Consider the following 21,498-nt stretch of genomic DNA (forward strand, 5'->3'; position numbering starts at 1 on the left):
ATGGCGACCTCATTCGAACAGAATATTCGGGACGCGGCGGTTGACCTTTCGGCCTATGCCGTGTCCCTCGACGGCGCCGATGCGCGCCAGCCGGATGTGCTGACCGAACGGATCGCGGCCCACCTGACCGGGACCCCGGGCTTTGCGATCCTCTATGCGACCAGGCAAGTCCTGGCGGCACAGGGGCTCGACATCGCCGAGCATCGCGACGCCGCCTATGCCTTGCTTGAATCCATTTTTCGGGGTGCGATGGCGCGGATCGATTTTCGCCGCTTCACCGTCGTCGACCGCCCGATGGCGCTGGCGTCGATGGACGTCGACGGGTTCAATCTCAACGGCGGCTTTTCACACGACAACAAGATCGAAAGCCGGGCGTTCATGACCTCGAAATGTCTGCATTTCGATGCCGCGACGCCGTTCGTCGCCAACATCTATGGCCTTAACGAGAATATCGGCGGCGGCCATCCGCTACTGAGTGACGTGCGCGCTTATTGTCGCGATCACGGCGTGAATCCCGGCGAGGTCGTCGACGCGATTCCCAACAATTACAATGTCGTGATCGCGCCCGCGCATTATGCCGCGATCCGCGATCGGTACACCGTAGGGCTGGATATCGACATCGACACGGACATGATCGCCATCCTGTTGCTGAACGAAGTGGCGTTCGGCGTCGCGCACGGTGCCACCGCCCCCTATCGAATAGACGAGAGCCGCCCGGCGCGGCGACCGCTGAGGCATTTCGAATATCAGTTCGAGGCCGAGGACGATTATGTGACCTGGTACGGCCATTACGACGTACCGATGGTCGAGGCGAAGGACTATGCGGGCGAAAACCTTTCGCTCGATTATTACGAGCCGGCACCCTTCGACCGGTTCGTCCGGATCGGTGCCTGACGATGGATGTCGCCGCTGACAACCACATGTTGATCGCGGCATTGGACGCAGGCGAGGTCGGCGCGCTGGCGGATGCGACGGCGCGGCGACTGCGGGAGGAACTGGTTGCGGAGGGCGGGCATCTCCTCGAATTGCTGCCGCGCCCGATCTTTTGTGCGCCGGATCAGGTTCGCGCATTGGGAGCGCGCGGCCGTCGCCTGATCGCGCTGCAATCTCGCCTGATCGCGGACATGATCGCGACAGAGGGACGAAAGGGCTTCCTCGATCGCTTCGGCGTGGCGCCCGACTTCCGCGACCTCGTGCATTGGGACGAGTTGGTCGCGCCACGCTATCTGGTCGGTCGGCTTGATCTGCTCCGGCTCGCCGACGGCAGCTTCCGCTGTTGCGAAATGAACGTGGATTCCTGTGTCGCCGGGGCGGAGATTTTCGATGCTGGACGCGATACCCTGCTGGCGCTTGGCCTGGATGAGGACTGTCTGCCCGCTCGCCCGCTCGATCAGCTTGCGGCGTTGATCGCCGATACCGCCCGGCGGATCGACGCGGAGCGGATCGTCATTCTCGACTGGAGCATCGGCGGTGGCTCGGCAGGGAAGGGCTACATCAGTTACGACCGGATGCGCGCCGCCGTGCTGCTTGCGAGCAGCCTTCCAGTGCATATCGCGGACGAGACCAGCTTCGATCCCGCCTGGCTGGAACCCGCCGCGGCGGCGCGTACCCTGGTGCACCGTGGCTTCATGATGGAGGAGATTGATGACGGCGGCGCCTTCCTGCGCCGGTTGATCGGTGCCGGTGGCCACGTCTTCTCGCTGCTGGAGGCCGATATCCGCATGGACAAGGGCTGGCTCGCGCTGATGTGGGATGCCCGTCGCGCCGGTCGCTGCACGTCGGCAGAAGCGGCGCTGCTCGACGCATTCGTGCCGGAGACATGGCAGGTGACCGCCGACAATGCCACGTCGCTGATGGCGCGGCGTCGGGAGCTCATCTTCAAGACGCGGCAGGCGTTTGGCGGGGCGGGCATTCTGGTAGGCGCCGAGACCCCGGTTGATACGCTTCGCGACGCGCTGTTGGCGGCACCGGAGCATTGGGTTGCCCAGGTCATGGTCGCCCCCGAGACGCTCGCGATGCCGCATGCCCCCGGGGAGGCACCGCAGGTGCATGAGATCGTCTACGGCCTTTACCTCTACGGCGATGCCGAAAACGGTTTTCTGCTGCGTGGTTCGACGACGTCGCGGATCGTCAACGTGTCGAGCGGGCGCGGGCGGATAGGATGGGCGATGGCGCTGGAGGAGCTTGATCGCGCGGTGTTTTTGAATCAGTTGACGGAGAAAGCGACATGACCGCGCCTCCGATCGACCAAGCGCAGGAACGCGCCGAGATCGCCGCGTTGGTCGACGCGCTGACCGCTGCTGGCTGGCCGGACGGTCTGGCGGCGGAGCGCGCGGCGATGGAGGCCGAGGCCACGCCACTCGCGCCGGATATTGCGGCGATTTCAATGCATCTGGCGGGCAGACCGGCGGAGCTGCTGGTCGGTGCCGGGGGCGGGGGCGCGGGCACCTGTCTCTATCTGCACGGCGGAGGCTATGTGTACGGATCGCTGCTCAGCCATCGCGGGCTCGTCGGTGAACTGGCCCGGGCCACCGATCTCCGTATGATCCAGCTCGATTACCGGTTGGCCCCGGAACATCCCTTTCCCGCTGCGATCGAGGATGCCGTTGCGGCCATATGCGCGCTTTATGACTCCGGCGTTGGGCCGCAGGATCTCGTCCTGATGGGCGATAGCGCGGGTGGCGGGCTGGCGCTGGCGACGCTTCTTGCCTTGCGCGCCGCCGATAGGGCGATGCCGCGCGCGGCGGTGGTCCTCTCGCCCTGGACCGATCTCAGCTGTTCGGGGGACAGTTATCGCAGCCGCGCGGCGATGGACCCGATGATCGACCATGCGCTCGCAACCAAGCTCGCCGGGCTGTACGCGGGCGACGCGGATCGTCGTGACCCGCGCCTGTCACCCCTGAATGGCGATCTGTCCGGCCTGCCGCCGATCCTGATTCAGGTCGGCGAACGCGAAACGCTGTATTCCGACGCGGCCGACTTCGCCGCGCGCGCGCAGGCGGCAGGCAGCCCCGTAACGATCGAGGAATGGCCGGGCATGATCCACGTCTGGCACCAATATTATGCGCAGCTTGCGGCGGGCCATCGTGCGATCGCACGGATCGCCGCCTATCTGCGCGACATCGATCCGGAAGAGGGAACCCCGCGTTGAGTGTCGCCGGCATTCCGATCATCGACCTGACGCCTGCACGCGGCGACGATCCGCGCGGCCATGCGGCGGTCGCGCGCGAGCTTGACCAGGCAGCGCGCGATATCGGCTTCTTCGTCGTCACCGGCACCGGAATTCCCGATGCGGTGATCGACGACGCGTTCGGCACGTTGACGCATTTCTTCGCCTTGCCAACCGAGGCGAAGGACGCGTGTCGGCTGGGTGCGGACGCGTCGCCGCCCGACGATCGCTTCACGCCATATGGCTATAGCGGGATGCTGGAGGAGAATGCCTTCGCCTATATGGGCGAGATGGGCAAACCGTCCGACTATGTCGAGAAGTTCAGCCTTGGACGGCTGGCGCTCGATGACGATCGGAGTTTACCTTTTCCGGCGGGGGCGGTCGGCGCACGGATGCGGCAGGCGCTGGTGGCCTATTTCCGCGAGACCTGGACGCTTGCCAATGTCGTGACCGGCTTGTTCGAGACCGGCCTGGGCAAGCCCAAGGGCTTCTTCACCGATCGTATCTCCCAATCGGCGGATTCGATGCGTTGCCATGCCTATCCGGCACTGCGTCCCGACTTCGTCAACAGCCAGGGTATGGGCGCGCATCAGGACGGTACGCTCGTTACCTTGCTGACGCACACCCGGCCGGGGATTGAGGTGCGGATGCGCGACGGCAGCTGGCTGCGTCCTCCGGCGGGGCGGCTCGGCGACTATCTGGTCAATATCGGCGACCTGCTCTCGCACTGGACCGACGGTGCCTATGTCTCGACGCCGCATCGCGCGGTGCTGACCGAAAGCCAGCGGCTGTCGATCGCCTTTTTCAAGCTCACCGACGAGGATGAACTGACCGAGGCGGGCGACCGCCAAATGGAAGCGCTGGTGGGGCGCGCAACGTGAGGAGAATGACAATGGTCAAGAAAAGCACGGCTCGCGAGACTGAACCGGCGTCGAAAGCGCCGCCGACCGGCGGGCGTACTCGCGCGCATCCGATGATCACTGGGCTGTCCGATCGCAACATGGGGTTGAAGATCGGGGTGCGCTATGATGATCGCGGCTTGGCCGGGTTCCTGCCGATCATCGGTTGGGCGACGGTAGGAAATTACATCGAGGCCGGAACGGCCGCGCTGACCCCGGTGATCAAGGGGGCGGGAAATCAGCCGACCCTGGCGTCGGCGGCGACCGTGAAGGGGTATGTCGGTCTGTTTCCCATCGACGCGACCGTCGCTGATATTACCGCCGACCCCGGGACGGATCGCCCGGTTTGATCCCGATGTCGACCCGGATGCCCGAACTCCGGGAGCTGACCGACGAAGCGGACCGGCTGCTGATGGCTCACCTTTCGGAGGTGCGCGATTATACCCAGGCCTTCCACGCGCGGGCGCAGGAGGCCGGGATCGTGACGATCGACGGGACAGGCTGGGCGGTCCGGCCCATGCTGCTGCCCGCCGGCCGGCTCCGCTTCGTCGGCACGGCGTTCCATCGCGCGATGGAATTGCTGCGCCGCGATATACGTGCGCTGTCGGCGGATCCGGGGCGGCTGAACGAATGCTATCCGTTTGGCCCGGCGCTCGGCAGCGCGCTTGATGTCGGCGCGGGTTGTGAAAGTCCGTTCTTCCACAGCCATTACCGGCCCGACGGATTCCTGTTCGAGGACCGCTATCAACTGTCGGAAATCAATTTCGGCAACGGCATTCTCGTCAGCATCGCCTATACCGAATGGACCGCGCAATATTGGGCGGGGCATCCGGTCCTGCGCCGCATGGGGTTGCACCATGCACGCTATCATCCGCGACCGTTTCAGCGCTACATCGCTGCGGTCCGTCGCGCCGCGCGGCCGGTCGAGCGACCGACCATAGCCTTCCTCGCGCATTCGGCGGAATTGGCGGAGCTGCGCAGTTTTCCCGAACGCGTGTTCCGTCAGATCGACTTCGGCGTTCAGCAGTTCAAGGCGGCGGGTCTTTCGGTGCGGATCGTCGATGAAACGGGCATCGCGCTCGATTCGTCAGGGGATCCGGTCTTCGCCAGCGATGGCGCCGCCATCGACGCCGTCATGCTGATCACCGTCAACACGAGCTTTCTGGATCACCCCGAACATTTCGCCCCGGGCGGTCCGTTCCATGACTTTCGCGGGGCGCGGATCGGCAACGTTGCGATCGTCAAGCCGCTGGCGGGACTGTTGATGGACAAGGGCGCGCTGCCACGGCTTGGGGAATTGGGTGCACGCCGGACGATGCCGGATGGTTTTGCCTTCGACGTCACGCACACCGAGCATCCCAGCCGAAACCTGCCGGGTTGGTATGAAGACGATCAAGCGGGGTGGGTGATCAAGCGCGCCTTTGATGGCAAGGATACGCACCCCGGTATCGCCCGTTCGCCGACAGAATGGCTGCGGCGCGTATCGCGCGCGACGCGCGGCCCCGGCTATGTCGCGCAACGCTACGTCTCGCTGCCCAAGGCGCGCATTCCCGTGCTCGTCGATGGCCAGCATATCGAATGGGTCGAGAGTCGAGTCGAGACGTCGAGCTTCATGATCGGTGGACGCAACGTGGGGACCGGCATTCGGCATGCGCCCGATGCAGAGGGACATGTGATGACGGATTTCCCCGATGGCTATGGGTACACCACGGCGCTGGCTCTATGAGGATTGCGCTGTCGGAGGGATGGACGCTCTGGCCGATCGGACTCTTGCGCGGCGCCGGGCTGCCATTTTCGGTATTTGAAACGGCGCTTGGCAGTTCCGAAAATGCCGTCCGCGCGGCGCGCATGCCGCTCTTCCGGGAAGCCGTCGCGTGGCAGAACCGGCGGATATTGGCTACCGCGCTCGACCGACTGGCGGTCGATGTCCCGCTCGATAAAAAGGCGCGGCAATCGCTGCGGGTCGTCGCCCGCTATGTGCAGCGCTACACCGCCAAGAACGACACGATCGGCTTCTTTGGCCCGCTTGGATGGGCGCGGCTCGTCCCGGAAGCGCCGGGTGCGTTCGTGCCCGCCGATGCGTTGGTTGCGGCCCGACGGGTGAGTTTCGAACCCTGGGCGGTAAAGGCCATCGTCAACGCCTGTCCGCAGGCCCGCGTTGCCACGCCGGTCAGGTTGGCGGCGCATCTTCGGCAGGACGGTGATCGGCTGATCGGGCCGGAACAGGAGCGCGCGCTGACGGCCGACGAACTGCGTGTGCTCCGCGAGGCGGTCGGCAAGCCCCGCAGCGCGATCGCGGACACCCATGAGGGAGATCGGGCACTGTGCGACCAATTGATCGACGAGGGCGTGCTGGTCGCCGACGTGCCGGTCGCGGTGGCGCATGATCCCGCAGAAAAGGCGCCGCCGTCACCGCTCTTCGCGCATTTCCAAACATTGATCGGCGATCTGGCCGGAAGCGCGGGCGATGCCGAAAAGGTCGCGGCGGCAATCGAACGGATCGAAACCGAATTTGAACGGCACACCGGGAGAGGGGCGACACGCGCGCCGGGCCAGACCTATGCCGGCCGAACGCTCGTCTATGAAGATTGTCGGCGCGGTGGCGACCTGACTCTGGGCAAGGCGGCGCTCGACCGGGTATTGGGCGTGCTGGCGCTGATGGGACAAGTTGCGCGTGGTTACAGCTTCTCCGTTGGCCAATCCGTATGTGCGGAAATGCTGCGGATTTTCCGTGAGCAGCAGCGCGCTTGTGTTCCGTTGCCTCGCTTCTGGCGGCTGACCGATCCGGTGTTCGAGGTGGAGCGTCCCCGCGCGGTGGCGGATGCCGCAAATCGCCTCGCACAGGATTGGGCGGCTGCCTTCTCGGCGCGGGAAGCCATCTCCTTGCAAGACGCGGAGGCGATGCTCGCGCCGCACTTGCACGCGCCTTCGCCGGGCTGGCCGGGCGCGCGGCACCATTCGCCCGATCTGATGTGGCAGGCCGAAAGTGCCGAGCACCTGCTGACCGGTGGCGGCATCCCGATCCTCGCCGAATTCCATCCGGGCGTATCGACTTTCACGACGCTCAGCGTGCTGGGGCTGGCACCCGATCGCGCGGCTTTGGAGGCACTATGGGCCGAGGACTTCCCGGAGCCGCTGATCAGCCCGATCCCGCATGAAATCTTTGCCCGCTCTACCCAGGATGCGCGGCTTGCGGCGTCGCACGTGCACATCGATACCGGGCATGGCTATGTTGCGGCCGGCGATCGATCCGAAACGATCCGTGCGGCCGATCTCGGCGTGGTCGAAGCCGACGGGCGACTGTGGGCCGTCAGCCTGGACGGCCGGCACCGCTTCGATCTGATGGCTGTGTTCGAGCGCCGCATCAAATTGCGCGCCGCGGTTGCTTTCCCGGTGGGACCGGCCGGGCCCGGACCGCGGCTGACCATCGATGGCGTGATCGTCCGCCGCGCGTGCTGGCGCGCAGTGCCGCCACCGCTGCCGCGCGATCGGTTTCGACCGGCATTCCGCGAGATATTGCGTAGCTGGATCAGGGGGATGGGCGCGCCCGAGCGGGTTTTCGTCCGGCTGCCGCGCGAAGTGAAGCCGGTGTTGGTCGACATCCGGTCCGACCTGTCTTTGGACATGCTTGCCGCCATGCTTGATGGCGACGCGGTGGTGCTGAGCGAGATGGTCCCCGATGGAGACGGGCTCTGGCTCGCGGATGCTGCAGGGGAACGCTATACGTCCGAACTTCGTCTCACCCTGTGCGATCCGCTGCCGTACGACGGCGCTCGCGTCTGGCGACCGCCCGCATCGTAGCGGACCGCATGCGACCTTGCGGCGTCATCGCCCTTCGAAACGCGGCGGTCGGCGTTCGAGGAAAGCGCTTAAGCCCTCCTTCCTGTCCTCCGTCCCCAGCAAGGCTCGACGGCGCGTCCGTTCGCACTCCAATGCAGCGTCGAGTCCGGCCGCTTCGATATGGCGCTGGGTCGCCTTGATCGCTTGTACGGCGAGCGGGCCCTGTGCCGCGATACCGTGCGCGGTCTCGAGGGCATCGGCGCGCAATCGATCATCATCGCAGAGCCGATTGACCAGCCCCACCCGCTGCGCGGTTTCCGCGTCGATGATGCGGCCGGTGTAGAGCAGCTCGCGCGCGAGACGGGGGCCAACTGTGCGTTGCAGGAAATAGGTCGCGCCGAGGCCGGGCATGGTGCCGAGCTTCACCTCCGGCATGCCGAAGCGTGCGGATCGGTCGGCGAGGATGAAGTCGCAGGCCAGCGCCACCTCCAGACCGCCACCAATCGCGGCACCGTTAACCGCAGCGATGATCGGAACTGGGGCCGCGACGATCGCACGCGCGGCGGATTGCGCCCGTTCGCTATACGCAAACAATGCCTCTGGCGACATTGCGATCGACTCGGCAAGATCGGTCCCCGCGAGGAAGGCCGGACCTTCTGCAGCTAGTACCGCCGCGCGACAATGGCCATCGAGGCCCGTCGCGAAAGCGATCAGCGCGTCGAGCAGTGCGTCGTTGAGCGTATTGAGGCCCTCGTCGCGGTGGAATGTCGCAACGGTGACCGCGCCGAAAGTTTCGACGCGCAACTGGGTGCGGGGTTTCACTCCGCGCTCCGGGCGGCGGCTCCGACGGCAGCGAACAATCCCGCATCGAAAGGGAGATCCAGCGCGCCGCGCACGAGCTGTTCGAGTTGGCGCGGCGTGCGCGCGCCAAGCATCACAATCGTGACCGACGGGTGGTTAAGCAACCACCAGACCGCCAGCGCGGGGAGGGAGGTTCCGTGCGCTGCGGCGAGCGCCTGCAATCCGGCGATCCGCTCGTCGAGCCCGGGCTTCCAGAGGTGGGCGTAGAGATCGGCGCGCAGCGCAAGGCGGCGCCCTTCGGGTATTTTCTCGGCATAGGCATAGGCACCTCCAAGCAATCCTCCAGCCAGTGGCGAATAGCAGGTGTAAGCGAGTCCGTTGTCTCGGCACGTCGCCATCATGCCGTTCTCCGCGTCCACCCGATCCAGCAGATTGAACCTGTTCTGGACCAGGGCGGGGCGATGCCCTGCGGACGCACATGCCGCGACATCGTCAGCGCCGACGTTCGAAACGCCGAATGCCCCGATCAGCCCTTCCGCTTGCAGCTGGCCCATCGTGTCCATCACCTGGGACCACGCGACATTGGGGTCGGGAATATGCGCGAGGTAGAAATCGAGCGCCTCGACCCCCAGTCGGGCGCGCGACAGCTGCAGTTCGCGTTCGATCGTTGCGGGCTTCAGGCCCCCGCGAAGGCCGACCTTTGAGGAAATTTTGACCTGCGCGCGTTCGTCTTCGCTGCGGGTACGGAGCCACCTGCCGATCATCGCCTCGCTGGCCCCATCGGCATAAGACCCCGCAGTGTCGATCAGTGTGATGCCGAGCGACAGCGCACAATCGAGCAGGGCATGCGCCTCGGCTTCGCTCTCGCCCTGGCCGATCAACCGGCGCGCGCTGCCGATGCCGCCGAAATTTGCCGCGCCAAGTGCCAGTGCCGAGACGCTCTGCCCCGCCAGTGCGCGCATCATCACAGCCGCCACGCTTCGGGAAAGGGCAGGTCAAGATCGCCCTCGCAAGCATCGGACGGTGCGTGCAAGATGGTGAAATGCCCGGTGTAGGTCGCCGCCGGGTCGCCCGTTGCTGCCCGCACCTGCGCGCTCGCCGAGAGGCGGACCTTGCCGATGTCATACAGCGGGTCGAGATCGATCGTCGGCAGCGCCTCGCAACTTGCCCGGAAATCACGCTCGATCGGCTGGTGCAGGCGAAACTCGCTATGCCGCAGGACGATGCGCGCGCTGACCCGCCGCGCCCACATCCAGCGTACGAGCAACAGCCACGGCGCGAGCGCGGCCGTCGTAAAGACGCCGGGCCCGAACGCGGTGCCGCGGTGGTTCCGCGTCGGCGCGATCGGCGCCGCCAGCGCGATCCGCTCGGGCTCGAAGGTGATGAGGCGGACGTCAAGGTATCGCGTCATGGGGATCCGCTCGTGCAGCGCGTCGCTCAGCCGCGCCAGCGTTTCTGCATCCGCGTTCATCCGCGCGGCGCGCCCGCAATGATGACGTGATAATGCGTCCCCCCCGGGCTGGCCGCGCTGATCGTGGCGAAACGCGCCTCGGCGATGCTGAGAGGACGGGTCGGGATGGCGATGCCATCTCTTTCGGCGTAGGCCGGGTCGGCGCCGCGCGTCGGGGGTAATTCGCCCTGGTTCAGCGCGAACAGCGCTTTGATCAGGCTCCCCGCCGCTGCAGACGCGCCGCAATGGCCGATGTCGGGCATGACCGATCCGAGCGGCAGCGCCTCGCGTCGCCCACGATAGGCGGCCGCCGTCGCAGCGATCTCGGCGCGGTCGGCAGACGGTACGCCGCATCCGAACCCTTCGACGAAGGCAACCTCGTCGGGTGTTACCCCCGCCCTTGCGTGCGCGGCGCGAATTGCCTGTTCGAGCGCGGCGGTGGAAACGAGCTGCGACGGCATATCGGTGGCGACCGCGCTCCCGATCCCGTGGATGACGCCGAGAATCGGGTCGCCTCGCCGTTTCGCATCGGCAAGCCGGCGCAATACAAACACGCTTGCCCCTTCGCCCGGCAGATAGCCGTCCGATGTCCCGGCGAAGGCGATTGGCCGGCCGGAGTGGGACAGCTGACCCAGCGCACATTCCTCCGCCAGCCGAGAGACGCCGGATCGCATTTCGGCGCTGGCGCACAGCACGGCATCCACCGCCGGGTCGGCGAGGCGCCTGCCTGCAACCTCCAGCGCAGCAATGAACGACGCGCCGCCGCCAGCCTCTACTGCGCAGATCGGCCCCGTCAGGTCGAAGGCGCGCGCGATCCGGGCCGCGGTGAAACTGGGCGAGAGGTTGAAGAGGCTCGACGCCGACAGCGGCGGCAGATCGGCTGCGAGACACCGCATCGCGGTCTTGAGCGTCCGCTCCCGTTCGCGCGGGCACCGACCGCGCCCGGCCATCGCGCCGCGCAGGTGATGCTCGATCTCGGGCAGGCGCGCGGAGGCGACCTGTTTCAGGCCAAAGTCGCTGCAATGGTCGGCGGCCAGTACCACCGCGACATTGCTGCCCGGCGGTATGGAAGAACTGCGCGCCGCCTCCTGCGCGAGATCGATCATCAGGTAGTGCAGGGGATCGTACCGCGCGATGTCGGCTGGACGCTCCCCGAAGGCGGCGGCCCGACGGGCCCATACTAAGGGATCGAGCGCCAGCCTGGCACCGAAGTTTGTGTAGATGCCCGGATGCTCGCGCCGCCACGCCTTTTGCGCATCCGCTTCTTCAGCCAAACTTCTCCATCCCGCCGACAGCGGCTGCGGTCGGAAAGGCGCGTGACCGTGCCGAAGGTTGCGGTGCAGCGTTTCCAGGTCCGGCGCATCGGCGAAACGGGCCGCCATGCCGACGATAGCGATGGACTCCGGCGCACCGGCGACCGCGGCGGCACTCGGGGCGGCGGGGAGGGCGGTTGGCGGTGCTTCGACCAGTACATGATAATTCTGCCCGCCACTGGCGATCGCGCTGATCCCTGCGCGCCGCGGCGATACGCGATCGGCGCTGGCGTGGTGCGGATCTGTGGGGCCGACGTTGACGGCATTGAAACGATCGAACGCGGCCCGCGCGCTGTTCGGGCGGACGGGCTGAAATAGCGCCTCCGCTTCGAACAGCGCGAGCGCAGCCACCAGATTGGCAAGCCCTGCTGCTTCCTTGGCGTGGCCAATATGCCCTTTGATCGACCGGATTGGGATCGGTTGCGATGCCCCGCCATGCGCGCGAATGTAAGAATCGAAGACTTCGGCCTCGATCGCGTCGCCGACGCGCGTGCCGCTGCCATGCGTCAGGTACAGGTCGACCGTTCTTGGGACTATCCCCGCCGACTCGTGCGCGCGCGCGATCGCGAGGCCGTGGCCGCGTGGATTAGGCGACAGCATGTAGCGTTCGCGCGCGCCGTCATTCGCCCCGCCGATACCGCGAACGATAGCCCGTACCGGGAGGCCTTTGCGCACCGCGTAGCCCAGTGTGGTTACGACAAGCAGCACGACGCCGTCCGAAATCACGGTGCCGCCATTGTCGTCGGTGAACGGAAAACACCCTTCGCGCGCGAGCAGCCCGGCGTTGGAGTAGAGGACCTGATTGACGGTATCGACATAGGACAGCGCTCCCGCCAGCGCGAACGGCGCGCCCTGCGCAACTTCGAACGCCGCCATGTCCAGCGCTGCCAACCCCCCGGTGCAATTGCCATCCACGACAATTGCTTTGCCGGTCGTGCCCATGGCACCGGCGAGCGCCGCGGGAAGATGATGCAGCGCTCGCTCGCCTGCTCGCGCGGGATGCAGCGTTGTCGCCAGGCTGGCGCGAACCTCGGCAGCGATGGCGGCATTCTCGGCGAAGGAGAATTCGTCCGGGTGCGCCCCGGCGACAAGTGCGGGTAGCAAATCACCGGCCGCAGCCAGCAGTCCCGCGTCGTAAATCGCTGGACCACCGCCGCGCGAATGGCCGAGGAAGATCGGAACGGCCTGTCCGGCGGTGGCCTCCTTCGACAGTTGCGCCGATCGAAGCGCGCGATCGAGTGCTTCCAAGAGCCAGGTGCGCGCGACAGTCGCGTCGTGTGGCCCGCTATCTGCAAGAGCGCCACCGCGCAAACTGGACAGGCGCGCATCACCCTGTCGTGCCTGCGGATCGAAGTAAATATCCGGGTCGATCCGCCCGGCCGGAAAATCGCCGTAACACATCCGGCCTTCGCGTAGGACTGTAGCCAGTTCGTGCGACGTGCATGCGCCGGGCAAGGCGAAACCGTACCCGGTGATGACAATGCTCGCTGCATCCATTTCTGGTGCGCCCCCTGAAGGCATTTATGACGATAGAGGGCTGTCAGCGGGCTTAGTGTCAACCTACTCCCATTGGTAGGTCGACAGCTACAAGTGAATCTTGGACAAAGACGATCTATAGGTCCTTCACGCCGGAAATTCGCATGCCGTATCGTACGGATGGACGTTTGATGCGGGCGTTGATTTGCGAGAGCTGGGGTTTACCCGAAGATTTATGCGTCCGCGAAATCCCGCCACCCATTGCCGACGGTCCGAATGTGCAGATCGACGTGCGCGCCGCTACCGTAAATTTTGCCGATATCTTGATGATCGCGGGCCGATACCAGACGCGGCCCGACCTTCCCTTCACCCCGGGTCTGGACGCCGCGGGCGTGGTTCGGACAGCACCACCGGGGAGCAGTCTGCGGACTGGCGATCGGGTCGTGGCGATCCTCTGGCATGGCGGGTTTGCGGAGCAGACGTGCGCGGCCGATGCCGAGACCTTTCCCATTCCCGACGCGATGCCGTTCGACACTGCTGCCGTCCTGGCCAGCTCATATGTGAGCGCGGGGCTGGCGCTGGTCGACGTGGCGCGGCTGCAAGCAGGGGAGACCATGCTCGTGCTGGGCGCGGGCGGGGGTGCCGGGGTCGCTGCAGTACAGATCGCGAAAGCTTTGGGCGCACGCGTGGTGGCGCTCGCCGGGACTCCCGAAAAACGGGCGCTCGCCGCGCAGGCCGGGGCCGACTTGGTCGTGCCGTCGACCGCAGCGGATTGGCGCGATCAGGTCGGTGCGTTCGTTGGCGATCGCGGAGCCGACGTCTGTTTCGACCCGGTCGGGGGAGCCCGCAGCAGCGAAGCGCTGTCCATGCTCGGGTGGGGCGGTCGTCACATCGTGTTCGGCTTTGCGGCAGGGGAGGTGCCCGTCGTCCCGGCCAATCGGTTGCTGGTCAAGAATCGCGCGATGCTCGGTGTCTCGCTGCGCTATTTTCGCCGCTACCGCGCCGATCGGCTGCACGCGATGATGGCGCAACTGTTCGACTGGTGGTGGGCCGGGCTGATCGCGCCGGTCGTTACGCGCCGCTATTCGCTGGAGCGCGCGGCAGAGGCCTTGAGTGATCTTGCCGCCGGGCGTGCCGCGGGAAAACTCGTGATCACGATCGGCGCGCCCGATCAATAGGATCGCGGCAGGTCGAGGATATGCTCGGCGACATAGCTGTAGATCATGTTGGTCGAAATCGGCGCGACCTGATAAAGCCGGGTCTCGCGAAATTTGCGCTCGACATCATATTCGGTCGCAAAGCCGAAACCGCCGTGGAACTGAATGCAGGCGTTCGCCGCTTCCCACGATGCTTCGGCACCAAGATATTTCGCCATATTCGCCTGCGCGCCGCACGGCTCCCCGGCATCATAGCGGCGACAGGCCTCGAACCGCATCAGATTCGCCGCCTCGACCGCCATGAACGCTTTCGCAATCGGGAATTGGACCCCCTGATTCTGGCCGATCGGTCGGCCGAACACGACGCGCTCCTTGGCGTACGTCGTCACGCGATCGATAAACCAATAGCCGTCGCCGATGCATTCTGCAGCGATCAACGCGCGTTCGGCGTTCAGGCCTGTCATGATATATTTGAAACCCTGCCCTTCCTCTCCGATCAGATTTTCCGCCGGAATTTCGAGATTGTCGAAAAACAGAGCGTTGGTTTCGTGATTGACCATATTGGCGATGGGACGAACCTCCAGGCCCGATCCGAGCGCCTGCTTGATGTCGACGAGGAAAATCGAAAGACCCTCGGATTTTCGGGATACCTCAGCCAAAGGCGTGGTGCGGGCCAGCAGGATCATCAGGTCCGAATGGCGGACGCGGCTGATCCACACCTTTTGCCCGTTGACGACATAGCGGTCCCCTTGGCGCACGGCCGTCGTCTTGATCTTGGTGGTGTCGGTGCCGGTCGTCGGTTCGGTGACGCCCATCGATTGCAGGCGCAGCTCCCCCGTCGCGATCCGGGGTAGGTAGGTTCGCTTCTGTTCGGCCGAACCGTGTCGGATCAGCGTGGTCATATTGTACATCTGCCCGTGACAGGCACCTGCATTGCCGCCGGACCGGTTGATTTCCTCCATGATCACGGATGCGGCGGTAAGTCCGAGACCGGATCCGCCGAATTCCTCCGGGATCAGCGCGGCCATCCATCCCGCTTTGGTCAGTGCATTGACGAACGCCTCGGGATAGGCACGATCCGCATCGACCTTGCGGAAATATGGGTCGGGAAATTCTGCGCAAAGCGCGCGGACCCCATCGCGGATCGCGTCGTAGCCGGTGCCTGCTGTCGTCTGCATCAACGGGCGCTCCCTTCCGTGTCCGCACCGTTACGACGGGTCGCCTAGGCGCTCAGTACCCAAGTGCTTCAGACGGAGCATAGTGCTGAGCGTGGTACGCGAGATCAATGGGAAGATGTGGGCAACGTGGTCGCGTAGCGAAGCGGGCACCAAGCCGAGCGCGCCAAACCTTCTCTGTCGAGGTTCGCTTTGGCCCGGGCGCAATTGCACCTGCAAACAAGATACCCTCGCGCCCGCGAAGCTCAGAAAGTCAATGGCAACAGCAATTTTGTGGGATTTGCCATCCGCAATCGGTTGAAAGATTTGTGATTGCGCACTCCATTCTACAGCGGCGGCGAGCTCTGTCGAAACCGAAAGCCGAGCCGAGACTTAGTGGGAGTCGCCGCCGAAATCTCAAAGCGGTAGTTTTGCAGATCGTGAAGCGGTCGCGCTACACTGGCACCTCAAGACGGCAGCTTTGGTGCTTCAATTTCCTGAAAGCTGACTGGCCAGAACCGGCCCAAGTGCCGCCATGGGAGATGGCTGAGGGCCGACGGCGCCTCAGCGGCTCACGACGTGCCGAATAATGCCTCGAGAGCTTAGAAATTATGTTGGACCGATTGTGGGAGGCTATTCGCCAATATCGTCGCAAACGGATTAAATCCGCCATTTTCCGCTTGACGATGGTGACCCCTACGGGACTCGAACCCGTGTTTTCGCCGTGAGAGGGCGACGTCCTGGACCGCTAGACGAAGGGGCCGTGCTGCGGAGCGGCGTCATTATGAAGGGGGCGGGGGGGAGTCAAGCGAAAGCTGATGGCCGGCAGCGATCCTCGGACAATCGCAGGGAGAAATACGAAATAGCCTCGGGCAGGCCGATGCTGCTAGCTTGCGGCCATGCGAACGGACACTGATGTAACCGACGAAGCGATGGGCCTCATTGCCCTTCATGGCGAGCAGGCCGTGCCGGCGCTGCTGGAGCGGATTGCCCAGGCCGTGCGCCGGTCCGACGATGATCTGGTGGCGATGCTCGACCGGATTCTCCAGTGCATAGAGCGCACTCTGGAACAGCCGAAACACTGATTTCCGGGGCGAGCGGAGCGGAGCCGGCGCCCGCCATCGGACATCCGGCTCCTCCCTGACGCGATCAGGCCGCTGCCCGCTCGCGCTCCTTCATTTCCTGGTTGAGCATCTCGGCGAGCAGGAAGGCCAGTTCGATGCTCTGGCCCGCGTTGAGGCGCGGGTCGCAATGGGTGTGGTAGCGGTCGGCGAGATTCTCGTTGGTGAGCGCCATCGCACCGCCGGTGCACTCGGTCACGTTCTGGCCGGTCATTTCGGCATGGATGCCGCCGCCATGGGTCCCCTCGGCGCGGTGGACGGCGAAGAAGCCGCGCACCTCGTCGAGAATGCGGTCGAACGGCCGGGTCTTGTAGCCGTTCGGCGCCTTGACGACATTGCCGTGCATCGGATCGCATGACCAGACGACCTGGCGTCCCTCGCGCTTCACGGCGCGGACGAGCGCGGGCAGGTGCTTCTCGATTTTGTCGTGGCCATAGCGGGTGATCAGCGTGATGCGGCCCGGCTGGCGGTTCGGATCGAGCGTGTCGAGCATCCGCAGCAACGCGTCGGGCTCAAGACTCGGTCCGCATTTCAGGCCGATCGGATTGTGAATCCCGCGCAGGAACTCGACATGTGCCGAGCCTTCGAAGCGGGTACGGTCGCCGATCCACAGGAAATGCGCCGAGGTGTCGTAATATTCGCCCGCATTGAGGCTGTCCTCGCGGGTCATCGCCTGCTCATAGGGGAGGAGCAGCGCCTCATGGCTGGTGAAGAAATCGGTGCCCTTCAGCTGGGGCACCGTCTCCGGGTTGATCCCGCAGGCGGCCATGAAGTCGAGCGCGTCGCCGATCCGCTTGGCGACTTCGCCATATTGCGCCGCCCAGGGGCTGCGGCCCATGAAGTCGAGCGTCCAGGCGTGGACCTGATGCAGATTGGCATAGCCGCCCTGGGCGAAGGCGCGCAGCAGGTTGAGCGTTGCTGCCGACTGGCTGTAGGCGCGGATCATCCGCTGCGGATCGGGCTGGCGCGAGGCCTCTTCGAAGCCGATGTCGTTGACGATGTCGCCACGATAGCTCGGCAGCGATACGCCATCGATCTCCTCGGTCGCGGCCGAGCGCGGCTTGGCGAACTGGCCTGCCATGCGGCCGACCTTCACGATCGGCAGCTTGGATGCATAGGTCAGGACAACTGCCATCTGCAGCAGCACGCGGAAGGTATCGCGGATGTTGTTCGGGTGGAACTCCGCAAAGCTCTCGGCGCAGTCGCCGCCCTGCAGGAGAAAGGCTTTGCCGGCCGCAACCTGCGCCAGGGCGCCGCGAAGACCGCGCGCCTCGCCGGCAAAAACCAGCGGCGGGTAGCTCGAAAGTTCCTTCTCGGCTGCTGCCAGAAGCTGCTGATCCGGATAATCCGGCATCTGCACTGCCTTATGCTCACGCCAGCTCGCGGGCGTCCAATTCTTAGCCATATCCCGTTCCACTCGTTAATCGGCGGCTCCCCATGCGCGCCGGGGGCGGGAAAGGCAAGCGCAGGGCAGCTATCGGGTCGTCAACCTGCGGTTTGCTCGATCGGACGCGCGGTGCCGCGTGCCTTGCGCGCCGCATAGGCATTGGCAAAGCCGGCCAGCAGCCCTGCGCTGCTGATGCAGAGCGCGATATAGGCGTCGTGGTTGGGTGCGAACTGGATCCAGATGAAGCCGGCAGCATAGCTGAGCGCGACGCTGACGACGAAGGTCTGCAGCGAGTTGGAGCCGATGATCGCGCATTGGCGCATCGGCCAGGTCCGCTGCAGCCGCGGCCACATCCAAAGGATGCTCATGATCAGCCAGCAGACCGACAGGGCATGGGCGACCCGCACCGGCCCGATGCGGATCTTGCTCTGGTAGAGCACCTGATAGGAGAACCATTGCTGCGACAGGAACAGCAGGGTCAGCCCGGTAAAGATCAGCACCGGCGCGATCAGCCAGAGCCAATTGCCCTCGGCGCGCCGTTCGATGCGGGCCAGCAGGCGGAAGCGTCCGGCGGCGAGCGCGCCGAAGAAGACCAGCTGCCAGGAAGCGGGGTTGAAGTTCCACAGCCAGTCGCCGATCGGCGAGCCGCCATGAATGTTGAACCAGGGATGCTGGTGGGCGAACCAGTAGAGCCCTGCAGAGACAGCGACGGCGACAAGGGTGTTCCACCGAAGCAGCACCGCAAACAGCGGAGCGCTCGCCAGCAATACCATATAGGTGACCAGGATTTCGAGGCAGTAAGGTTGGATGTACAGCAGCAGGAAATCGACGACCGAGCCCGGCCCACGTGCGATGAAATAGTCGTAGAAGCTGAGCCGGGCGAGGTCCTTCGAAAAGATGCAGAGCGGCACCAGGACGAGGAACAGCGCCAGATTATACACATAGAGCTTACCCGCCCGGCGCCAGACCGTGCCGGCGAAATCGAGCGGTTTCGGATTCTTGTCGGCGCTGAAATAGACCGCGCCTACCAGATAACCCGACAACAGGAAGAAGACCTCGGCTGCGCTGGAGAAGCCCCACAGGGTTAGCGTCGGAAACTGCATACCGACCATGTGCATCCGGTCGGTGAAGCCGGTGATGTGGTTGATCGTGATCGTCAGCAGCGCCAGCCCGCGCAATATGTCGATGCTGGCGTCCCGGGTTCGGGGTGCGGGCCGAGCGGCGGGGCTTATTGAGGCAGCTGTCACGGCCGCGCCTTACAGCAGGGGCAGGGAAAATTACAACTTCGTACCACTAAAGCGCTCCATTCATTGATCCTGAACAGGTCGGCGCCCATATAGCCTCTGTGGCGTGCTCCCGCAGCGCGCCGATCGGAGAATAGATGACTGAGAATCTGCCTGTACTGCCGCTGCGCGATATCGTTGTGTTTCCCCACATGATCGTGCCGCTGTTCGTTGGCCGGGAAAAATCGGTTGCCGCGCTCGAAAGCGCCATGGCCGCCGACAAGTCGATTTTTCTCGTCGCGCAGCTCGATCCCGCCGAGGACGATCCGGACCGCGATGCCCTCTATGACGTTGGCGTCGTCGCGACCGTGTTGCAGCTGCTGAAGCTACCCGACGGCACTGTTCGCGTGCTCGTCGAAGGTAAGCAGCGCGCGCGTCTGGCCGAATTGAGCGAGGATTCGGCGCATCTGACCGCCTCGGTCGACCTGATCGAGGATATCGCCGCCGAAGGCACCGAGATCTCGGCGCTGATGCGGTCGGTCGTCGACCAGTTCGAAAATTATGCGCGCCTCAACAAGAAGCTGCCGGCCGAGACCTCGGTCCAGCTGGGGCAGATCGACGATGCCTCCAAGCTGGCGGATGCGGTCGCCGCCAACATCTCGATCAAGGTTGCCGACAAGCAGGCGCTGCTGATCGAACTCGACCCTGCCAAGCGCCTCGAAATGGCGTTCGCCCTCATGGAGGGCGAACTGGGCGTGCTGCAGGTCGAGAAGAAGATCCGCAGCCGCGTCAAGCGGCAGATGGAGAAGACGCAGCGCGAATATTATCTGAACGAGCAGCTGAAAGCGATCCAGCGCGAGTTGGGGAACTCCGATGGCGAGGATGGCGGCGACGAGCTGGCCGAACTCGCTTCGAAGATCGCCAAGCTCAAGCTGTCGAAGGAAGCGCGCAGCAAGGCCAATGCGGAGCTGAAGAAGCTTCGCGCCATGGCGCCGATGTCGGCAGAAGCGACCGTGGTGCGTAATTATCTCGACGTGCTGCTTGGCCTGCCCTGGGGCAAGAAGTCGAAGCTCAAGAAGGATATCGCTGCCGCTCAGGCCGTGCTCGATGCGGACCATCACGGGCTCGAGAAGGTCAAGGACCGGATCGTCGAATATCTGGCGGTCCAGGCGCGCACCAACAAGCTTAAGGGACCGATCCTGTGCCTCGTCGGCCCGCCCGGTGTCGGCAAGACCTCGCTCGGCCGTTCGATCGCCAAGGCGACCGGCCGCGAGTTCGTCCGCCAGTCGCTCGGTGGCGTGCGGGACGAAGCCGAAATTCGCGGCCACCGCCGGACCTATATCGGTTCGCTGCCGGGCAAGATCGTGACCAACCTGAAGAAGGCCGGCACGTCGAACCCGCTGTTCCTGCTCGACGAAATCGACAAGCTCGGCCAGGATTTCCGCGGCGATCCTGCTTCGGCGTTGCTCGAGGTGCTCGATCCGGAGCAGAACAACAAGTTCCAGGACCATTATCTGGAGATCGACGTCGATCTTTCGGATGTCATGTTCGTGTGCACCGCGAACAGCCTGAACCTGCCGCAGCCGCTGCTCGATCGCATGGAGATCATCCGTCTCGAGGGATACACCGAGGACGAGAAGGTCGAGATCGCGCGCGAGCATCTGCTGGACAAGCAGATCGACGCCCATGGGCTGAAGGCGGAGGAATTCGAGCTGACCGAGGGCGGCCTGCGCGACCTGATCCGCTATTATACCCGCGAGGCCGGCGTGCGTACGCTGGAGCGCGAGATCGCGAAGCTGGCGCGTAAGAGCCTGCGGCGTATCCTGGAGGGCAAGGAAAGCCGGGTGGTCATAACCCCCGACAACCTGTCCGATTTCGCCGGCGTCCGGAAATATCGCTTCGGTGTGGGCGAGGAAGAGGATCAGGTCGGCGCGGTGACGGGTCTGGCCTGGACCGAGGTCGGCGGCGAGCTGCTGACGATCGAGGCCGTGACCGTGCCCGGCAAGGGAGCGATCAACACGACCGGAAAGCTCGGCGACGTGATGAAGGAGAGCGTCCAGGCGGCGTACAGCTTCGTAAAGGCGCGGGCTCCGGCCTATGGCATCAAGCCCAGCCTGATCGCGCGCAAGGACATCCACATCCACCTTCCCGAGGGAGCGGTGCCGAAGGATGGACCGTCGGCGGGTATCGGCCTGACCACCGCGATCGTCTCCACACTCACCGGCATTCCGGTGCGCAAGGAGATCGCGATGACGGGTGAGGTGACCCTGCGCGGCCGCGTCCTGCCGATTGGCGGTCTCAAGGAGAAGCTGCTCGCAGCGCTGCGCGGGGGCATCACCACCGTGCTGATCCCCAAGGAGAATGAGAAGGATCTGGTCGAGATCCCCTCGACGATCCGCGAGGGGCTGAAGATCATCCCGGTCAGCCATGTCGACGAGGTGCTCGAACTGGCGCTGGCCGGTCGCCTGACCGCGATCGATTGGACCGAGGCCGACGAACTTGCTCTCACTCTGAAAGGCGCGACGAGCCCCGACGGCAGCGAGGTCCAGGTCCGGCATTGATGAACGG

17 protein-coding genes and 1 tRNA gene are annotated in these 21,498 nt (G+C 64.9%); 10 read left to right on the top strand and 8 right to left on the bottom strand.

Translation table 11 applies throughout. From position 1 onward, the window contains the following. The 7 genes from ACNI3R_RS06015 to ACNI3R_RS06045 are packed head-to-tail and all read left to right on the top strand — an operon-like array spanning nucleotide 1 to nucleotide 7,869. The gene (locus ACNI3R_RS06015) at nucleotides 1-894 is read left to right on the top strand and encodes a hypothetical protein (RefSeq protein WP_426180787.1); all 894 of its coding nucleotides are present in this window, start codon (nucleotides 1-3) and stop codon (nucleotides 892-894) included. 2 nt (nucleotides 895-896) lie between these two features. Next, on the top strand, nucleotides 897-2,231 hold the full coding sequence (locus ACNI3R_RS06020) for a hypothetical protein (protein ID WP_426180789.1): 1,335 nt from the start codon (nucleotides 897-899) through the stop codon (nucleotides 2,229-2,231). Further along, the gene (locus ACNI3R_RS06025) at nucleotides 2,228-3,151 is read left to right on the top strand and encodes an alpha/beta hydrolase (RefSeq protein WP_426180793.1); all 924 of its coding nucleotides are present in this window, start codon (nucleotides 2,228-2,230) and stop codon (nucleotides 3,149-3,151) included. The genes ACNI3R_RS06020 and ACNI3R_RS06025 overlap by 4 nt, the downstream gene beginning before the upstream one ends. Next, nucleotides 3,148-4,050, top strand: a complete 903-nt coding sequence (locus ACNI3R_RS06030; protein ID WP_426180795.1) for a 2-oxoglutarate and iron-dependent oxygenase domain-containing protein — start codon at nucleotides 3,148-3,150, stop codon at nucleotides 4,048-4,050. The genes ACNI3R_RS06025 and ACNI3R_RS06030 overlap by 4 nt, the downstream gene beginning before the upstream one ends. Nucleotides 4,051-4,061: 11 nt before the next feature. Next, the gene (locus tag ACNI3R_RS06035) at nucleotides 4,062-4,418 is read left to right on the top strand and encodes a hypothetical protein (RefSeq protein WP_426180797.1); all 357 of its coding nucleotides are present in this window, start codon (nucleotides 4,062-4,064) and stop codon (nucleotides 4,416-4,418) included. Between the two features lie 5 nt (nucleotides 4,419-4,423). Continuing rightward, entirely contained in the window at nucleotides 4,424-5,794 is a 1,371-nt protein-coding gene (locus ACNI3R_RS06040) for a hypothetical protein (protein ID WP_426180799.1), read from the top strand. After that, a complete protein-coding gene (locus ACNI3R_RS06045) occupies nucleotides 5,791-7,869 on the top strand; it encodes a lantibiotic dehydratase (protein ID WP_426180801.1) in 2,079 nt (692 codons plus the stop codon). The genes ACNI3R_RS06040 and ACNI3R_RS06045 overlap by 4 nt, the downstream gene beginning before the upstream one ends. Nucleotides 7,870-7,893: 24 nt before the next feature. Here the strand turns inward: ACNI3R_RS06045 and ACNI3R_RS06050 are convergent, their stop codons facing one another. From ACNI3R_RS06050 to ACNI3R_RS06065, 4 genes are read right to left on the bottom strand one after another with little or no spacing between them, the layout of a single operon-like run. After that, nucleotides 7,894-8,670 carry an enoyl-CoA hydratase/isomerase family protein gene (locus ACNI3R_RS06050; protein WP_426180803.1) on the bottom strand — a complete coding sequence of 259 codons (777 nt, stop codon included), beginning with the start codon at nucleotides 8,668-8,670 and terminating at the stop codon, nucleotides 7,894-7,896. Then, nucleotides 8,667-9,614 carry an aldo/keto reductase gene (locus ACNI3R_RS06055; protein WP_426180805.1) on the bottom strand — a complete coding sequence of 316 codons (948 nt, stop codon included), beginning with the start codon at nucleotides 9,612-9,614 and terminating at the stop codon, nucleotides 8,667-8,669. The genes ACNI3R_RS06050 and ACNI3R_RS06055 overlap by 4 nt, the downstream gene beginning before the upstream one ends. Next, the gene (locus tag ACNI3R_RS06060) at nucleotides 9,614-10,120 is read right to left on the bottom strand and encodes a YiiD C-terminal domain-containing protein (protein ID WP_426180807.1); all 507 of its coding nucleotides are present in this window, start codon (nucleotides 10,118-10,120) and stop codon (nucleotides 9,614-9,616) included. The genes ACNI3R_RS06055 and ACNI3R_RS06060 overlap by 1 nt, the downstream gene beginning before the upstream one ends. Next, the gene (locus ACNI3R_RS06065) at nucleotides 10,117-12,909 is read right to left on the bottom strand and encodes a polyketide synthase (protein WP_426180809.1); all 2,793 of its coding nucleotides are present in this window, start codon (nucleotides 12,907-12,909) and stop codon (nucleotides 10,117-10,119) included. Before ACNI3R_RS06065 ends, ACNI3R_RS06060 begins: the two co-directional genes overlap by 4 nt. 143 nt (nucleotides 12,910-13,052) lie before the next feature. Here ACNI3R_RS06065 and ACNI3R_RS06070 point away from each other — a divergent pair, with 143 nt between their 5' ends. Continuing rightward, nucleotides 13,053-14,066 (top strand): NADPH:quinone oxidoreductase family protein, encoded by a 1,014-nt coding sequence (locus ACNI3R_RS06070; protein WP_426180811.1) that lies wholly within the window; start codon nucleotides 13,053-13,055, stop codon nucleotides 14,064-14,066. Here the strand turns inward: ACNI3R_RS06070 and ACNI3R_RS06075 are convergent. Further along, nucleotides 14,060-15,223 carry an acyl-CoA dehydrogenase family protein gene (locus ACNI3R_RS06075; RefSeq protein WP_426180813.1) on the bottom strand — a complete coding sequence of 388 codons (1,164 nt, stop codon included), beginning with the start codon at nucleotides 15,221-15,223 and terminating at the stop codon, nucleotides 14,060-14,062. The genes ACNI3R_RS06070 and ACNI3R_RS06075 overlap by 7 nt on opposite strands. Nucleotides 15,224-15,886: 663 nt before the next feature. Further along, nucleotides 15,887-15,962 (bottom strand) — tRNA-Glu (locus tag ACNI3R_RS06080). Between the two features lie 136 nt (nucleotides 15,963-16,098). On the opposite strand from ACNI3R_RS06080, the gene ACNI3R_RS06085 reads away from it, so the two are divergent. Beyond that, entirely contained in the window at nucleotides 16,099-16,284 is a 186-nt protein-coding gene (locus tag ACNI3R_RS06085) for a hypothetical protein (RefSeq protein WP_426180814.1), read from the top strand. Nucleotides 16,285-16,348: 64 nt separating this feature from the next. On the opposite strand, the gene ACNI3R_RS06090 is transcribed toward ACNI3R_RS06085, so the two are convergent. Together ACNI3R_RS06090 and opgC are read right to left on the bottom strand one after the other, a co-directional pair. Then, complete coding sequence (locus ACNI3R_RS06090; RefSeq protein WP_426180816.1) at nucleotides 16,349-17,725, bottom strand: class II 3-deoxy-7-phosphoheptulonate synthase; 1,377 nt, start codon at nucleotides 17,723-17,725, stop codon at nucleotides 16,349-16,351. An 80-nt stretch (nucleotides 17,726-17,805) separates the two neighbouring features. After that, entirely contained in the window at nucleotides 17,806-18,954 is a 1,149-nt protein-coding gene (gene opgC / locus ACNI3R_RS06095) for an OpgC domain-containing protein (RefSeq protein WP_426180818.1), read from the bottom strand. A gap of 134 nt (nucleotides 18,955-19,088) precedes the next feature. Between opgC and lon the strand changes: the two genes are divergently transcribed. Then, nucleotides 19,089-21,491 (top strand): endopeptidase La, encoded by a 2,403-nt coding sequence (lon, locus tag ACNI3R_RS06100; RefSeq protein WP_426180820.1) that lies wholly within the window; start codon nucleotides 19,089-19,091, stop codon nucleotides 21,489-21,491. Nucleotides 21,492-21,498 lie beyond the last annotated feature (7 nt).

Source organism: Rhizorhabdus antheiae, assembly GCF_049889055.1.
Taxonomy (GTDB): Bacteria; Pseudomonadota; Alphaproteobacteria; order Sphingomonadales; family Sphingomonadaceae; genus Rhizorhabdus.

Bases quoted from the DNA above. Each gene is read 5' to 3' on its own strand.
- ACNI3R_RS06015 (WP_426180787.1), top strand. From the start codon at position 1: ATGGCGACCTCATTCGAACAGAATATTCGGGACGCGGCGGTTGACCTT.
- ACNI3R_RS06020 (WP_426180789.1), top strand. From the start codon at position 897: ATGGATGTCGCCGCTGACAACCACATGTTGATCGCGGCATTGGACGCA.
- ACNI3R_RS06025 (WP_426180793.1), top strand. From the start codon at position 2,228: ATGACCGCGCCTCCGATCGACCAAGCGCAGGAACGCGCCGAGATCGCC.
- ACNI3R_RS06035 (WP_426180797.1), top strand. From the start codon at position 4,062: ATGGTCAAGAAAAGCACGGCTCGCGAGACTGAACCGGCGTCGAAAGCG.
- ACNI3R_RS06040 (WP_426180799.1), top strand. From the start codon at position 4,424: ATGTCGACCCGGATGCCCGAACTCCGGGAGCTGACCGACGAAGCGGAC.
- ACNI3R_RS06045 (WP_426180801.1), top strand. From the start codon at position 5,791: ATGAGGATTGCGCTGTCGGAGGGATGGACGCTCTGGCCGATCGGACTC.
- ACNI3R_RS06055 (WP_426180805.1), bottom strand. From the start codon at position 9,614: ATGATGCGCGCACTGGCGGGGCAGAGCGTCTCGGCACTGGCACTTGGC.
- ACNI3R_RS06060 (WP_426180807.1), bottom strand. From the start codon at position 10,120: ATGAACGCGGATGCAGAAACGCTGGCGCGGCTGAGCGACGCGCTGCAC.
- ACNI3R_RS06065 (WP_426180809.1), bottom strand. From the start codon at position 12,909: ATGGATGCAGCGAGCATTGTCATCACCGGGTACGGTTTCGCCTTGCCC.
- ACNI3R_RS06070 (WP_426180811.1), top strand. From the start codon at position 13,053: ATGCCGTATCGTACGGATGGACGTTTGATGCGGGCGTTGATTTGCGAG.
- ACNI3R_RS06075 (WP_426180813.1), bottom strand. From the start codon at position 15,223: ATGCAGACGACAGCAGGCACCGGCTACGACGCGATCCGCGATGGGGTC.
- ACNI3R_RS06085 (WP_426180814.1), top strand. From the start codon at position 16,099: ATGCGAACGGACACTGATGTAACCGACGAAGCGATGGGCCTCATTGCC.
- ACNI3R_RS06090 (WP_426180816.1), bottom strand. From the start codon at position 17,725: ATGGCTAAGAATTGGACGCCCGCGAGCTGGCGTGAGCATAAGGCAGTG.
- lon (WP_426180820.1), top strand. From the start codon at position 19,089: ATGACTGAGAATCTGCCTGTACTGCCGCTGCGCGATATCGTTGTGTTT.